Raw genomic sequence first — 14887 nt, 5'->3', positions numbered from 1 at the left:
TCACAGAGGAAACCATCCGACGATTTCGCCCCGGAAGGAACGAACGACATCATTCGCCACAACAAAAGGCGTGAATGTGTCGTTCCGCCGGTCGGTTATCGAAGAGATCCGGTCGATTGATCGAGCCCTCCGGTCGATTGATCGAACGGCGCCGCCGTTTGCGGAATTCAGCCGCCGAGCAGTTCGACCCGTACATCCGACGGGAAGCCGGTCGTCGGACCGGTGCGGCGGGCGAACTCCTCGACCCCGGCGAGCTGCGCCGGACCGAATCGGAAATCGAGGGTGGTGAAGTAGCGCTCCAGCACCTCCGCGTCGAAGGCCTCCCAGCGCGCGGCCTGCTCCGCGACCTTGGTGACCTCTTCCAGGGAGAGGTCCCGCGAGGCGAGGAACGCCTCGTGCACCTGGCGCACGGCGGTCGGCTCGGCGGCCAGATAGTCCTTGCGCGCGGCCCAGACGGCGAAGACGAAGGGCAGCCCCGTCCACTCCTTCCACATCGCGCCCAGATCGTGGACCTGGAGCCCGAGCCGGGGCGCGTCGTGGAGATTGGCGCGGAGCGCGGCGTCGCCGATGAGGACGGCGGCGTCGGCCTCCTGCATCATCAGGCCGAGGTCCGGCGGGCAGGTGTAGTAGTCGGGGGTGACCCCGTACCGCTCGGCGAGCAGCAGCTGCGCCAGGCGTACGGAGGTGCGGGAGGTGGAGCCGAGCGCGACCCGGGCCCGGTCCAGGTCCTCCAGGGGGCGCTGCGACACGATGACGCACGACATGACGGGTCCGTCGCAGCCGACGGCGATGTCGGGGAAGGCGACCAGGTCGTCGGCGTTGCGGAGGTACTCCACGAGGGTGACCGGACCCATGTCCAGCTCGCCTCGGATCAGCTGCTCGCTGAGCTTCTCCGGGGTGTCCTTCGACAGCTCCAGATCGAGCAGGGTTCCGGTCCGTGCGAGGCCCCAGTAGAGGGGAAGGCAGTTCAGGAACTGGATGTGGCCGACGCGCGGCCGGCTGCGACGGTCGTCGCCTGCGACGGTTGAGACGGTTGAATTGTCCACATCGCGAGGCTAGACCCGTACCCCTCGGCGCGCCCCACCGGGGGCGCGCGGTGTCGCGCACCACTTCTTCACGAAGACCCCGCATTGGCTCTGCGAGCGGCCCTCCGGAAGGCTTCGGGAGTCACCCGGAAGACGCTCTCGGGACGCTCATCCGCACGGCAATCAAACATCCGGGTGAAGTGATCTTTCCCTCTACCCCTCGGCACAGGCTGCGTGCTAGGCTCGTCGCCAAGTTGCAGTTTGGTTTCCCTTGCAGTACAGAGCCTGCGGAGCATGTAACCCCGCAGGCTTTTGTAGTTTTCAGACTTCTTTGCAGGTTCTGGAGCAGGGCAACCCTTTGGCCCAAGGAGGGCTTATGGCTACCGGAACCGTCAAGTGGTTCAACGCTGAAAAGGGCTTCGGCTTCATCGCCCAGGACGGCGGCGGCCCGGATGTCTTCGTCCACTACTCCGCGATCAACGCGTCCGGGTTCCGCTCCCTCGAGGAGAACCAGGTCGTGAACTTCGACGTCACTCAGGGTCCGAAGGGCCCGCAGGCTGAGAACGTCACCCCGGCCTAGTTGCCAGGTCGGCCGATCGCGGCCGCATATGCAGTACCCAAGGAGCCCCGCTCCTCCGTTCCGGCGGAGAAGCGGGGCTCCTGCCCGTTGTACGGCCCCGGGCGGGTGCCGGACGGAATAGCGGTCATTCCGCCCGGCACCCGTCATCCGGGTGTGCGATTACTTCCCGGGCGTCTCGTCGCGGCTGTTCACGACACCCCGGTCGAGTACCGCCTGCATTTCGGTGACGGTGCCCTTCTTGCCCAGTTCGGTGTTCCGGACGAGATAGGAACGCAGTCCCAGATAGTCGTAACTGTTGGCGTCGAACACCAGCTCCTTGCGTTCGTGCGTCCGCTCGTCGGTGCGGGCGAGTGCGACGCCGGGCCGGCCGTCGCCGTCCTGGGCCTTCTTCACCATGACGACGCCGGGGATGCCGGCGGCGGCGCGGTAGATCGCGGCGCCGGTCTCGGGCGGCAGGATCGACTCACCGATCAGACCGCCGACGTAGTCGAAGAGGTCCTGGTCGGAGGAGCCGGTGTACGCGGCGTCCGCGCGGAGCTTCCGCAGCAGGGCGCCCTTCTCCGTGGGCAGCTTCTCCAGCGCGGCGTAGGTGTGGTTCCGGTTGTACCGGCGCAGCCCCTCCTCGTCGGGCTCGGACCAGACGAGGTCGTCGCCGGGCTGCTTGAGCCGGCTCTGCACCTCGTCGGGGTTCTGGGAGGTCCAGGACTCGCGGTAGTACGTCTTCAGCTGGAAGGCCTCGCCCTCCTTCGCCTGCATGTTGGAGTAGTGCGAGCGCACGTACACGAACTGGTCCGCGCGGACGCGGGGGGCCGGGCCCTGTTCCGCGTGGCGGGCGACGTTCTCCATGAGCGCGCCCACGCCGTCGGCCGAGGCGACCTCGACCTGGACGACCGGGGCGGCGCTGAGGTGGTAGCCGGTGTCCCCGCCGCCCTGGCCGGGACCGGCCAGGAAGGTGAAGGCCAGCGCCCCGGCGGCGACCATGCCGACCGGCACGGCGTACCAGCCGCGCAGCCGGCGCGGGCGGGTGCTGCCCGCCGCCGCCTTCTCCCCGGCCCCGGCCTGGTGGATCTCGTTCATCACGTACTCCTTGAGCAGCCGTTGGCGGTCGCTCGGCAGGACCGGTCCGTGCGGCTCGGGCAGCCGCGCCCGGAGCTCCCGGGCGACCTTCTCGGCGTCGGCACTCATCGGTTCCCCTCCCTTTCGTTCGACCGGACCGCGGTGGCGCGGTCACTCGGGTACTGTCCGGCTGATCCCGGTAGTTCCATGTTTCTTGCGGTTTTCTCGAACTTCTTGATCTCGTCCTCGGTGAGGACGCGCAGCCGCTTCCTGGCCCGGGAGAGCCGGGAGCGGACGGTGCCGACGGGGACGCCGAGCGCGCGGGCGGCCTGCCGGTAGTCCAGTCCGTCCCAGACGCAGAGCAGGAAGACCTCCCGCTCCTTGGGGCGCAGCCGGGCGAGCGCCGCCCGCGCCGCCGTGAGCTGCTCCGCGTCGTGGATGCGGCCCACGAGTTCGTCGGCGAAGTCGGGCACGGCGGGCCGGACCGGGACGCGGGTCAGGGCCGCGTCGTGGCGGCGGGCGGCGCGCCGGGTGTTGCGCAGGACGTTGGTGGCGATGCCGAGCAGCCAGGGCTTCAGCTCCTCGTCGGAGTCGCGCAGGGTGGTGCGCAGCCGCCACGCCTCCAGGAAGGTCAGCGAGACGATGTCCTCCGCCCCGGCCGCGTCGCCCGTCGACCGCGCCGCGTAACGGAAGACCGTGCGGGCGTGGTCGTCGAAGAGGGTGCCGAAGGCGTCCGGGTCGCCTGCCCGTATCCGGGCTCTCAGGGAATGCTCCACGTCAGGACCTGTCCGCGGCGGACGCCGGGTTCCGGTGACCTGGGTCACAGCCCTCGGGGCGACGGGGGATGCTTGACCCTGACACCGTGTGAGGCCGTGCACTGGGAGACATCATGTTCACCATCGGAGACTTCGCCCGGTACGGACGGGTGTCGGTCCGCATGCTGCGTCATTACGACGCGGTCGGACTGCTGCATCCCGACCGTACCGACCCCGCCAACGGCTACCGCCACTACGGTGCCGCCCAGCTCGCCCGGCTCAACCGGATCATCGCCCTCAAGGACCTCGGCTTCACGCTCCAGCAGGTGCGGGCCGTCCTGGACGAGGAGGTGGACCCGGAGGAGCTGCGGGGCATGCTGCGGCTGCGCCGGGCGGAGCTGGAGGAGGCGATGGCGCGGGCCGCGGCGCGGCTCGTCCAGGTCGAGGCGAGGCTCCGGTCGATCGAGAGCGAGGGACACATGTCCACGGACGATGTCGTGATCAAGACCATCCCGGCGGTGCGGGTCGCGGAGCTGACGGGGATCGCCGCGAGCTATGAGCCGGAGGACATCACTCCGGTGATCCGGCCGCTGTACGAGCGGCTCTTCCCGCTGCTGGAGGGGGCCGGGGTCCGGCCGTCGGGCCCGGGGATCGCCCGGTACGAGGACGCCCCGGAGGGCGGCGGCGCGATCGTCGTGCACGCCGGGGTGACGGTCTCCGCCCCGGTGGGGCCGGTGGGCGACACGGGCGTCACGGTGGTGGAGCTGGAGCCGGTGGAGGCGGCGACCGTCGTACACCGGGGTCCGATGGCCACGGTGCTGCCGACGGCGCAGACGCTGGCCCGGTGGATCGACGCGAGCGGACGCGGTTCGGCGGGGTACGCGCGCGAGGTGAGCCTGGAGTGCCCCGAGGACGAGTCGCAGTGGGTGACGGAGCTTCAGGAGCCGCTGACCGCAGGCTGATCGGGTCGCGGGGCGGGGGCCCGGCCGAGTACTGCCCGGCCGGGGCCGGGCCCCCCTCCCTCGAAGGGCCTCTGTCCGAGGCCCCTTGCGGGGCCCTGGTTCAGGCCCCTGTACCGGGCCCCGCCCATAGTCCTTCGGCGGTCAGACCCAGCAGGTCGATGGCGTTGCCCCGCACGATGCGGTCCACCACGTGGGCGTCCAGGTGGCCCATCTGCGCCTCGCCGACCTCGCGCGACTTGGGCCAGGTCGAGTCGGAGTGCGGGTAGTCCGTCTCGTACAGTACGTTCCCCACCCCGATCGCGTCGAGGTTCTTGAGCCCGAAAGCATCGTCGAAGAAGCAGCCGAAGACGTGATCGGCGAAGAGCTCCGACGGCGGGCGGTGGACCTTGTCGGCGACGCCGCCCCAGGCGCGGTTCTCCTCCCAGACCACGTCGGCGCGCTCCAGGATGTAGGGGATCCAGCCGATCTGGCCCTCCGCGTACATGATCCGCAGGTTCGGGAAGCGTTCGAACTTGCCGCTCATCAGCCAGTCCACCATCGAGAAGCAGCAGTTGGCGAAGGTGATGGTGGAGCCGACGGCCGGCGGGGCGTCGGCGGAGGTGGACGGCATCTTCGAGGACGAGCCGATGTGCATGGCGATCACCGTCCCCGTCTCGTCGCAGGCGCGCAGGAAGGGGTCCCAGTCGTCCGTGTGGATGGACGGCAGTCCCAGATGCGGGGGTATCTCGGAGAAGGCGACGGCGCGCACCCCGCGGGCGGCGTTGCGGCGGACCTCGGCAGCGGCCAGTTCCGCGTCCCAGAGCGGGATGAGGGTGAGCGGGATGAGCCGGCCGTGCGCGTCGGGGCCGCACCACTCCTCGACCATCCAGTCGTTGTACGCGCGCACCGCGAGCAGTCCCAGCTCCCGGTCCTTGGCCTCGGTGAAGGTCTGGCCGCAGAAGCGGGGGAAGGTCGGGAAGCAGAGGGCGGACTGGACGTGGTTGACGTCCATGTCGGCGAGGCGCTCGGGCACGGAGAACGAGCCGGGGCGCATCTGCTCGTACGTGATGACTTCGAGCCTGATCTCGTCCCTGTCGTAGCCGACGGCGGTGTCCAGCCGGGTGAGCGGGCGGTGCAGGTCCTCGTACACCCACCAGTCGCCGATCGGCCCCTCGTCGCCCCGGGCGCCCATCACGGGGGCGAACTTGCCGCCCATGAAGGTCATTTCCTTGAGCGGTGCGCGGACGATGCGCGGTCCGGAGTCGGCGTACCGGGACGGGAGCCGGTCCCGCCAGACATGAGCGGGCTCCACCGTGTGGTCGTCCACCGAGATGATCTTCGGGAAGGTCTCCATGCGTTCCACGGTAGCGCTGATCTGACGAACCGTCAGCTATCTGTGCCGGGGCCCGTTCCACAATCGTTGTCGAGGGCTTGTGCAGAGAGTCACCCGTGGCTGACGATTCGCCCCTTCACAAGGCAGACTGTTGACGGCGATACCAACGGTATGGAGCAATCCGGATGGCCCCGGAGGGATCGGGACATCTGCGGATCGTGCCGGGCAGCGCACAGGGTGGGACAGGAGGCAGCAATGGGCCGTGACGTCGGGCCGCGGATACGTGTTCCGGAGCAGCGCGCCCCGGAGCGGGAGGCCGTACAGGACACGGGGCTGCACTTCTCCGTGCTCGGTCCGGTACGGGCCCGGCGCGGGGAGGAGACGCTGCCGTCCGGATCACCCCAGCAGCGCGCCCTGCTCACCGCGCTGCTGCTGCGGAGCGGCCGGACGGCCACCGCCGCCGAACTCATCGACGCCATCTGGGGCGAGGACCCGCCCTCGCAGGCGCTGGCCGCCGTACGCACCTACGCCTCCCGGCTCCGCAAGACCCTGGGCCCCCTGACCCTGGCCAGCGACTCCGGCGGCTACGCGATGCGGGTCGCCCCGGACGCGCTCGATCTGACGCGCGCCCAGGAACGGGCGGCCGAGGCGGAGAAGGCCCGTGCCTCGGGCGACCGCTGCCGGGCACGGGTGCTGCTGAACGAGGCGCTGGCGCTGTGGGACGGCGAGGCGCTGGCCTCCGTGCCCGGCCCCTACGCCGACAACCAGCGCACCCGGCTGGAGGAGTGGCGGCTCCAGCTCACCGAGACCCGGCTGGATCTGGACCTGGAGGTCGGCTGCCACGCGGAGGCGGTCTCCGAACTGACCGCGCTCACCGCCGCCCACCCGCTGCGCGAGCGGCTGCGCGAGCTGCTGATGGTGGCGCTGTACCGCAGCGGCCGGCAGGCCGAGGCGCTGGCCGTCTACGCGGACACCCGCCGGCTGCTCGCCGAGGAGCTGGGCGTGGACCCGCGCCCCGAGCTGGCCCAGCTCCAGCAGCGCATCCTGCGCGCCGACGAGGAACTGGCCCGCCCGGCGGACGAACCGGCCCCGGCGCCCGCACCGGTCCGCCCGGCGCAGCTCCCGGCGACGGTCCCGGACTTCACCGGCCGGGCCTCCTTCGTCCGCGAACTCGGCGACCGCCTCGCCACCGCCGAGGGCTCCGTGATGGCCGTCTCCGCCCTGGCCGGTATCGGCGGTGTCGGCAAGACGACGCTCGCCGTGCACGTCGCCCACCAGGCCCGCCGGCACTTCCCCGACGGCCAGCTCTACGTCGACCTCCAGGGCGCCGGTTCCCGGGCCGCCGAGCCGGAGACGGTGCTCGGCGCGTTCCTGCGGGCGCTGGGCACGGCGGACTCCGCGATCCCCGACTCGCTGGACGAGCGCGCCGCGCTCTACCGCTCCACGCTGGACGGCCGCCGGGTCCTCGTCCTCCTGGACAACGCCCACGACGCGGCCCAGATCCGCCCGCTGCTCCCCGGCACCGAGGGCTGCGCCGCCCTGGTCACCAGCCGGGTCCGGATGGTCGATCTGGCGGGCGCGCACCTCGTCGACCTCGATGTGATGTCGCCCGAGGAGGCGCTCCAGCTCTTCACCCGCATCGTGGGCGAGGAACGCATCAACTCCGAGCGCGAGGCCGCCCTCGACGTGGTCGCCGCCTGCGGCTTCCTCCCCCTCGCCATCCGCATCGCCGCCTCCCGGCTGGCCTCCCGCCGCACCTGGACGGTCTCCGTCCTCGCCGCCAAGCTCGCCGACGAGCGCCGCCGCCTGGACGAGCTCCAGGCCGGCGACCTCGCGGTCAAGGCCACCTTCGAACTCGGCTACGGCCAGCTCGAACCCGCCCAGGCCCGCGCCTTCCGCCTCCTGGGCCTCGCCGACGGCCCCGACATCTCCCTGGCCGCCGCGGCGGCCCTCCTGGACCTCGACGTCCACGAGGCCGAGGACCTCCTCGAAGCCCTCGTCGACACCAGCCTCCTCGAATCCGCCGCCCCCGGCCGCTACCGCTACCACGACCTCGTCCGCCTCTACGCCCGCTCCTGCGCCGACCGCGACGAACAGCCCCCGCAGGAGAAGGACCGGGCGCTGTCGCGGCTGCTGGACTTCTATCTGGCGACGGCGGCGGGGGTGTACGCGCTGGAGCGGCCGGGGGACCGGCTGGTGGACCATCTGGAGCCGACGGATCGCGCCGGGCTGTCGTTCCTGAGCAGGAACGCCGCCCGCGACTGGCTGTACGCCGAGGCGGGCCCGCTCCTGTCCTGCGTACGGCAGTCGTCCTCGCCCGACACCCTGCCCCGTTCGGTCGATCTGCTGTGGGCGGCGCTCGACCTGGGCGAGTCCGGCACGGACGCGAAGCAGTACGAGTCCACCGCCCTCACGGTGCTCACGGCCGCCCGCCGGGCCGGCGACCGCCGCACCGAGGTACGGGCCCTCATGACACTGGCCGACGTGCACCACACCTCGGGCCGCTTCGACCAGGCCCGTGACGAGTCGGAACAGGTCATGGAGCTCGTCGGGACCACCTCCGACCCGCTGCCGGGATGCTGGGCGCCGAACGCGCTCGGGATCATGGCCCTGTACGAGAACCGGCACGCGGACGGCGAGAAGTACCTCAGCCTGGCCATCGACCGCTTCCGCCGCATCGAGGACCGTCCGGGCGAGGCCAGCGCGCTGTGCAACCTCTCGCGCATCCACCTCGCCACCGGACGCACCGAGAGCGCGGTCTCCCTGGCCGAGCAGGGCATCGCGATCTACAACAGCCTCGGGCACGCGCTGCGCAGTGCCAACGGGCGCTACGCCCTCGGCATGGCGCTGACCCAGAGCGGGCAGTTCGGCGCGGCTTCCGAGGTCCTCATGGAGGCGCTCGGCACCTTCCGGGACAGCAGGCAGCGCCTGTGGGAGGGGATGGCCCTCTTCCGGCTGTCGGAGGTGGACCTCGCGTGGGGCAGACCCGCCGACGCAGCGACCAAGGCGGAACAGGCCCTGACGGCCCTCCGGGGAATCGGTGGCGAGTGGCGGCGGGGGAACGTCCTCACCGTGCTGGGCCGCGCGCTCAACAGCATCGGGCAGTTCGGCCGGGCCCATGTGTGCTGGCGCGAGGCCCTGACCATCTACGAGCGGCTCGGCTCCCAGGAAGCCACGAGCGTGCGCGTGCTGCTGTCCTCCGTCGCCTCGGCGGCGGCCTCGTAACGCCTGTGCGGGGCGTTCATCAATCGTTTATCCCGGCCCGGCAATCTCATCCATGTCAATCCGCCGCGTCGGGGGGCAGACGGGTTGACGCCGAAGCCGTAGCACTAAGGTGAGCGGCTCTGGAGACGCCCGCCCGGCAGTCCACGGGGGAACAGCCGGGCGGGCCTCACCGACCCATCACAGATAGCCGAGGGAAGCAGACGATCATGGCTGACGCGAAGAAGGATCTGGAGCTCAAGCCGGAGGACATGCACGCCACCGGGGAGGACGCGGGCCAGATAACGACGCAGGACATGCACGCCACGGGCAGCCCGATCAAGCCTCTGGACATGCACGCGACCGGCGGCGAGGCCTCCACCAACGACATGCACGCCACGTCGGAGCCGGCCAACTGACGACTTCTCTCGACGGGGGAACGGCCGCGGTGGCGCGGAGGGGGAGCCACCGCGGCCGTTGCATGTCCGGGGGCGGCCTCGGTGCGGCGGCTACACGCCCCGCACCAGCACCCCCGCCCCGCACAGCTTCCCCAAGTCGTCCTCGTCCGAGGTGAACACGACCACGCGACCGCGCTGACGGCCGGCGATCACCGCGAGGGCGGCGTCGATCGCGTACTTGTGGCCGTGGAGGCCGGTGGCGCGGAGGAGGCGGATGGCCTCGTCGGCGATGGCCTTGGTGACGGGTTCGACGACGACCCGCGCCATCGCCCAGTCCCAGACGGGTTGCCGGATCCTGCTGTGATACGCCTCGATGAGCGTCATGGAACTCGTCACGACGCGGACGTTCGACCGATGGGCCTTCGCGAGCGTCACGGCCATGGCGCGGTCGTTCAGGGCGACCCTGGAGAGGGCCTCACTGTCCAACACGTACGTCATCTCCGGCATCAGGCGGCTTCCGGCCGCGCGTCGGAGGCGGACTCGCGCTCTTCGAACCAGCGCTCGATGTCGCGCCTCTCCTTCTCGGCCGCCGTCTCCTCGGCCTCGGTCAGCGGACCGTGCTCCTCCAACAGCCGCTCCACCAGCTCCCCCAGCCGGTCGTGCTCGCGCTGCCGCTCTATGGCACGGGTGACATACGCGCTGAAGGCTCCGGGGCCGACCTCCTTGCGGATCTCCTCCGCGAGCTCCTCGGGCAGCGTGACGGTGTACTTCTTGGTTGCCATACCTTGCACCATACTCCGCACCCGAGCGGCCGGGCGGAGTCGGTTCATCACATAGAGTGACCACTTCACCCTGCGGAGCGATCGGACCGCCCCCGCAGCTCCCCCTTCAGCACCTTCCCGCTCGCGTTGCGCGGCAGCTCGGCCACGAACTCCACCGACCTCGGCACCTTGTAGTTGGCCATCTCGCGCCGCGACCAGGCGATGAGGTCGTCCGCCGTCAGCGTCGCCCCCGGCCGGCGGACCGCGTACGCCTTGCCGACCTCGCCCAGGCGGGGGTCGGGGACGCCGATCACGGCCACGTCGGCCACGTCCGGGTGGAGGCCGAGGAGCTGTTCGATCTCGGCGGGGTAGGCGTTGAAGCCGCCGACGATGAACATGTCCTTGATGCGGTCGGTGATGCGCAGGTTGCCCGACGCGTCGAGGACGCCGACGTCGCCGGTGTGCAGCCAGCCGTCGGGGGTGACCGTGGCGGCCGTGGTCTCGGGGTCCTCGAAGTAGCCGCGCATGACGTGGAAGCCGCGGACGAGGATCTCGCCGGGTTCGCCGGGGGCGGCCAGGACGCGGAGTTCGGTGCCGGGGATGGCGCGGCCGGAGGTGGAGGCGATGACCTCGGCGGGGTCGCCGCGGCGGCACATGGTGACGATGCCGCTCGCCTCGGAGAGGCCGTAGGCGGTGAGGACCGTGGCGATGTTCAGTTCCGTGCGGAGCCGTTCGACGAGCCGGAGGGGGACCACGGCGGCGCCGGTCACGACGAGACGGAGGGCCGAGAGGTCGTGGGAGGAGCGGGCGGGGTGGTCCAGGAGCGACTGGTGCAGCGTGGGCGGGCCGGGGAGGACCGAGACGCGTTCGGCGGCGATGTTGGCGAGGACCGTGTCCACGTTGAAGACCGGCTGCGGGATCATCGTCGCCCCGCGCATCAGGCAGGCGATGACACCGGCCTTGTAGCCGAAGGTGTGGAAGAACGGGTTCACGATCAGATAGCGGTCGCCCTCGCGCAGCCCGGCCAGTTCGCTCCAGATCGCGTAGCAGCGCAGGGTCTGGGCGTGGGTGATGACGGCACCCTTGGGGCGGCCGGTGGTGCCCGAGGTGTAGATGATGTCGGAGGGGGCCGAGGCGGGGACGGCGTCGGCCCGTTGCCATACCCGCCCGGCGGATGTCCCCTCCCCCGTCGCCAGGAAGTCCTTCCAGGTGAGGTAGTCCTCCGCCTCCGGCGCGGTGTCGGCGAGGACCACCACCTTCTCCAGATGCGGCAGGTCCGCCTCGGCCCGGCGCAGGGAGGCCACGTACGAGGTGCCGAGGAAGGTGCCCGTGACGAACAGGAGCTTGGCGCGGCTGCGTTCCAGGACGTACGCCGCCTCCGTGCCCTTGAAGCGGGTGTTGAGCGGGACGAGGACCGCGCCCGCGGTCACCGCGCCCAGCGCGGAGACGATCCAGTCCAGGGTGTTCGGTGCCCAGATCGCGACCCGGTCCCCCTGCTCCACCCCGTTCGCCATGCACGCGGCGGCGGCCCGCTCCACCCGCTCGCCCAGTTCCGCGTACGTGACGCGGGTCCGGCCGTCCACCACCGCCTCGCGGTCGCCGTGGCGGCGCGCCGCCGCGCGTACCAGGTCGGGGACGGTGGACCATTCCTCGTCGCCGCGCATCTCGTGCCCTCCCGCCGAACGGAATCCCCACCGGACAACCGCTGGAGCCCTCGTAGCTGACTATCCGTCAGATTAGCTGTAGCCTCTGCCGCTGTCAGCAGTCGTGACGGCCTCGGAGGTGGCGGTGGGGACGCTCAAGGACAAGGCGGCGATAGCCGGGATCGGGCAGACGCAGTTCGCGAAACACCTGCCCGAGTCCGAGAAGACCCTGGCGTGCCGGGCGATCCTCGCCGCGCTCGACGACGCGGGCATCGCCCCGTCGGAGGTGGACGCGTTCGCCTCGTACACCATGGAGGAGACCGACGAGGTCGAGGTCGCCAAGGCGATCGGCGCCGGGGACGTCACCTTCTTCAGCAAGGTCGGCTACGGCGGCGGCGGTTCCTGCGCGACGCTCGCGCATCTGGCCGCCGCCGTCGCCACCGGGCAGGCGAGCGTCGGCGTCGCCTGGCGCTCGCGCAAACGCGGTTCGGGCCCGCGCCCCTGGAAGAACACCGCGGTGCAGCTGCCCACCCCCGCCCAGTGGACCCGGCCCTACGGGCTGCTGCGCCCCGCCGACGAGATCGGCATGCTCGCCCGGCGCTACATGCACGAGTACGGGGCCACCCGCGACCACCTCTTCAACGTGGCCCTCGCCTGCCGCAACCGCGCCAACCAGAACCCGGACGCCGTGATGTACGAACGGCCGCTGACCCGCGACATGTATATGACCTCGCGCTGGATCAGCGAGCCGCTCTGCCTCTTCGACAACTGCCTGGAGACCGACGGGGCGCTGGCCTGCGTGATCGTCTCCGCCGAACGGGCCCGGGACTGCCGGCAGCGGCCCGTCTACCTCCACTCGGTCGCCCAGGGCCTGCCCGCCCAGCACCACGGGATGGTCAACTACTGGAACGACGACCCGCTCACCGGCCCCGCCTGGGCCGCCGCCCGGCAGCTCTGGAAACAGGCCGACTTCGGGCCCGGGGACGTCGACGTGGCCCAGATCTACGACGCCTTCACCCCGCTCATCCCGCTCTCCCTGGAGGGGTACGGCTTCTGCGGACGCGGCGAGGGCGGCGCGTTCACCGAGGGCGGGGCACTGGAGAGCGGCGGCCGGCTGCCGATCAACACCGGTGGCGGCGGCCTGAGCGAGGGCTACGTCCACGGCTTCAACCTCATCAACGAGGGCGTCAAACAACTGCGCGGCACCTCCACCGCCCAGGTCCCCGACGCCTCGACCTGCCTGGTCACCGCCGGGGAGGGCGTCCCCACCTCCGCCGTACTGCTGAGGAGCTGAACCGCGATGGACGATCTTCTGCTGCCCGTCGTCGACGACGACGGCGCCCCCTTCTGGGAGTACGCGGCCCGCGGCGAACTGCGCGTCCAGGCGTGCGCCGCCCCGGACTGCGGCCGGCTCCGCTTCCCGCCGAGGCCGTGCTGCCCGCACTGCGGCTCGTTCGACAGCGAGTGGCGGGAGACGAGCGGCCGCGGCCGCATCTGGTCGTACGTGCTGCCGCATCCCCCGCTCCTTCCGGCGTACGCCGCCCAGGCCCCGTACAACGCGGTCGTCGTCGAACTCGCCGAGGCCCCGCACATCCGGCTGGTCGGCAATGTGGTCAGCGGCCCGGACGCGCCCCTGGACTCCGTCGACCCGGCGCGGCTGCGGATCGGGGCCCCGGTGCGGGCCGTGTTCTGCCCCGTCGCGCCCGGGACCGTGCTGGTCCGCTGGCTGCTGGAGCGGTGAGCGGATGAGCCTTCGCACGGAGACCGACGAGGCGACCGGGGTAGCCCTGCTCACCCTGGACCGGCCCGAGCGGCACAACGCGATCGATCTGGCCACCGCGGCCGAACTCGTCGCCGCCTGGCGGGCGTTCCGGTGCGACGACACGGTCAGGGCGGTGGTGCTCACCGGGGCCGGCGGCCGGGCGTTCTGTACGGGGATCGACCGGGACGCCGAGGTCCCGCAGCCCTCCTCGCCCTTCACCATCGACGATCCGCTGCTCACGATCGGACCGAAGGCGAACGACCTGTGGAAGCCGGTGATCGCCGCCGTGGAGGGGATGGCGTGCGGCGGGGCGTTCTATCTGCTGGGCGAGGCGGAGTTCGTCGTCGCCTCCGAGGAGGCCGTGTTCTTCGATCCGCACACCACGTACGGCATGGTCAGCGCGTACGAGGCGATCGCCATGGCGCAGCGGATGCCGTTCGGCGAGGTGGCCCGGATGGCCCTGATGGGCACGGCGGAACGGGTCACGGCCCGCAGGGCGTACGAGACGGGGCTGGTCAGCGAGGTGACGGAGCCCGGGGGCGCGGTGGCGGCGGCACTGCGGGCCGCCGGGGTGATCGCCTCGTACCCCACCGGGGCGGTGCAGGGCACCGTGCGGGCGGTGTGGTCGGCGAAGGAGGCGGCGCGGGCGCAGGCGTTCGCCCATGCCCCGCATCTGATCGCGCTCGGGAACCTGGCGCCCGAGGAGCAGGCCGGGCTGTTCGGCGGGCGGGCCAGGGGCGGCGGGTTCCGCCTGCGGTGAGGGCCGAGGTGAAGGCGGCCTCGGTGAAGGCGGCCTCGGTGAAGGGCCGGCCGCGGTGGGGGGTGGCCGCGCGGCCCCCGGTCAGGTCAGTACAGCAGCTCGGCGGTGGCCGAGCACTTCTTGACGCGGGACACCTTCGACGGGTGGTCCATGCGCACGGAGACGGTCTTCGTCTCGTTGCCCTCCACCGTCGTGGAGGCGGAACCGGTGTCGACGGTGTTGCCGATCGCGTCGAGGAACGTCACCTCGACCTCGTAGGTGTGGCTGCCGGTCGCCGTCGCGTTCGGGGTGAGCCGCGCGGTGGAGACGGTGACGGCCTTGCGCTTGCCCTTGCGGGGCGAGGCGCAGCGGAAGACGTACACCTGGGGCGCGTCCGTCGCGGTGGCGGTCGGGGTGGTGCTGACCGAGCCGGAGCTACCGCCGCTCGACGAGGAGTAGTCGGTGTCGGAGTCCGTGTCGTGGTAGGTGCCGTTGCTCTTCTTGGAGTTGGAGCACCCGCCCCCGCCACCGCTGCTGCTGTGCGACTTGCTCTTGCCGCTGCCGCCCCGGCCCTTGCCGCTGGTGGAGAATCCGGTGAGGGCGAGGACCACCGCCACCAGAACCACCGTCAGTTTCACATGCTGCTTCACCATCGCCATGTCCCCCTCGGGTGCCCGCTTCTCGTTCCCTGCG

General features: G+C 71.3%; 15 protein-coding genes. 7 read left to right on the top strand and 8 right to left on the bottom strand.

From position 1 onward, the window contains the following. Positions 1–167: 167 nt before the first annotated feature. Positions 168–1046: a menaquinone biosynthetic enzyme MqnA/MqnD family protein gene (locus ACFVDM_RS22900; protein WP_383642962.1), complete on the bottom strand. Its 879-nt coding sequence runs from the start codon at positions 1044–1046 to the stop codon at positions 168–170. A 355-nt stretch (positions 1047–1401) separates the two neighbouring features. Here ACFVDM_RS22900 and ACFVDM_RS22895 point away from each other — a divergent pair, with 355 nt between their 5' ends. Further along, positions 1402–1605, top strand: coding sequence for a cold-shock protein (locus ACFVDM_RS22895; protein WP_003967102.1), 204 nt, complete (start codon positions 1402–1404; stop codon positions 1603–1605). Positions 1606–1764: 159 nt separating this feature from the next. Here ACFVDM_RS22895 and ACFVDM_RS22890 read toward each other — a convergent pair whose 3' ends face one another. Further along, entirely contained in the window at positions 1765–2790 is a 1026-nt protein-coding gene (locus ACFVDM_RS22890) for a CU044_5270 family protein (protein WP_383642960.1), read from the bottom strand. After that, complete coding sequence (locus ACFVDM_RS22885; protein WP_383642957.1) at positions 2787–3437, bottom strand: RNA polymerase sigma factor; 651 nt, start codon at positions 3435–3437, stop codon at positions 2787–2789. The genes ACFVDM_RS22890 and ACFVDM_RS22885 overlap by 4 nt, the downstream gene beginning before the upstream one ends. Positions 3438–3550: 113 nt before the next feature. Between ACFVDM_RS22885 and ACFVDM_RS22880 the strand changes: the two genes are divergently transcribed. Then, on the top strand, positions 3551–4378 hold the full coding sequence (locus tag ACFVDM_RS22880; RefSeq protein ID WP_383642954.1) for a MerR family transcriptional regulator: 828 nt from the start codon (positions 3551–3553) through the stop codon (positions 4376–4378). A gap of 100 nt (positions 4379–4478) precedes the next feature. Here the strand turns inward: ACFVDM_RS22880 and ACFVDM_RS22875 are convergent, their stop codons facing one another. Continuing rightward, entirely contained in the window at positions 4479–5711 is a 1233-nt protein-coding gene (locus ACFVDM_RS22875; RefSeq protein WP_383642952.1) for an amidohydrolase family protein, read from the bottom strand. Between the two features lie 234 nt (positions 5712–5945). Between ACFVDM_RS22875 and ACFVDM_RS22870 the strand changes: the two genes are divergently transcribed. Together ACFVDM_RS22870 and ACFVDM_RS22865 are read left to right on the top strand one after the other, a co-directional pair. Beyond that, complete coding sequence (locus tag ACFVDM_RS22870; protein WP_383642948.1) at positions 5946–8915, top strand: BTAD domain-containing putative transcriptional regulator; 2970 nt, start codon at positions 5946–5948, stop codon at positions 8913–8915. A gap of 206 nt (positions 8916–9121) precedes the next feature. Further along, complete coding sequence (locus ACFVDM_RS22865) at positions 9122–9310, top strand: hypothetical protein (RefSeq protein ID WP_383642945.1); 189 nt, start codon at positions 9122–9124, stop codon at positions 9308–9310. Positions 9311–9400: 90 nt separating this feature from the next. On the opposite strand, the gene ACFVDM_RS22860 is transcribed toward ACFVDM_RS22865, so the two are convergent. The 3 genes from ACFVDM_RS22860 to ACFVDM_RS22850 form a co-directional block, all read right to left on the bottom strand. Then, entirely contained in the window at positions 9401–9796 is a 396-nt protein-coding gene (locus tag ACFVDM_RS22860) for a PIN domain-containing protein (RefSeq protein ID WP_383642942.1), read from the bottom strand. Then, complete coding sequence (locus ACFVDM_RS22855; protein WP_383642939.1) at positions 9796–10071, bottom strand: hypothetical protein; 276 nt, start codon at positions 10069–10071, stop codon at positions 9796–9798. Before ACFVDM_RS22855 ends, ACFVDM_RS22860 begins: the two co-directional genes overlap by 1 nt. Before the next feature lie 65 nt (positions 10072–10136). Next, a complete protein-coding gene (locus tag ACFVDM_RS22850) occupies positions 10137–11714 on the bottom strand; it encodes a FadD3 family acyl-CoA ligase (protein WP_383642935.1) in 1578 nt (525 codons plus the stop codon). Positions 11715–11838: 124 nt separating this feature from the next. Here ACFVDM_RS22850 and ACFVDM_RS22845 point away from each other — a divergent pair, with 124 nt between their 5' ends. Genes ACFVDM_RS22845 through ACFVDM_RS22835 form a run of 3 tightly spaced genes read left to right on the top strand, consistent with a single transcriptional unit; the run spans position 11839 to position 14215 of the window. Next, entirely contained in the window at positions 11839–12987 is a 1149-nt protein-coding gene (locus ACFVDM_RS22845) for a lipid-transfer protein (RefSeq protein ID WP_383643253.1), read from the top strand. A 6-nt stretch (positions 12988–12993) separates the two neighbouring features. Further along, positions 12994–13434 (top strand): Zn-ribbon domain-containing OB-fold protein, encoded by a 441-nt coding sequence (locus tag ACFVDM_RS22840; protein ID WP_383642932.1) that lies wholly within the window; start codon positions 12994–12996, stop codon positions 13432–13434. A gap of 4 nt (positions 13435–13438) precedes the next feature. Next, positions 13439–14215, top strand: coding sequence for an enoyl-CoA hydratase/isomerase family protein (locus tag ACFVDM_RS22835; protein ID WP_383642929.1), 777 nt, complete (start codon positions 13439–13441; stop codon positions 14213–14215). 86 nt (positions 14216–14301) lie between these two features. Here the strand turns inward: ACFVDM_RS22835 and ACFVDM_RS22830 are convergent, their stop codons facing one another. Then, entirely contained in the window at positions 14302–14847 is a 546-nt protein-coding gene (locus tag ACFVDM_RS22830) for a hypothetical protein (protein ID WP_383642926.1), read from the bottom strand. Positions 14848–14887 lie beyond the last annotated feature (40 nt).

It is taken from the genome of Streptomyces sp. NPDC057682, from assembly GCF_042799575.1.
Lineage (GTDB): Bacteria > Actinomycetota > Actinomycetes > Streptomycetales > Streptomycetaceae > Streptomyces.
Note: the sequence above shows the minus strand (reverse complement) of the source record. Positions and strands in the feature narration are given on the sequence as shown.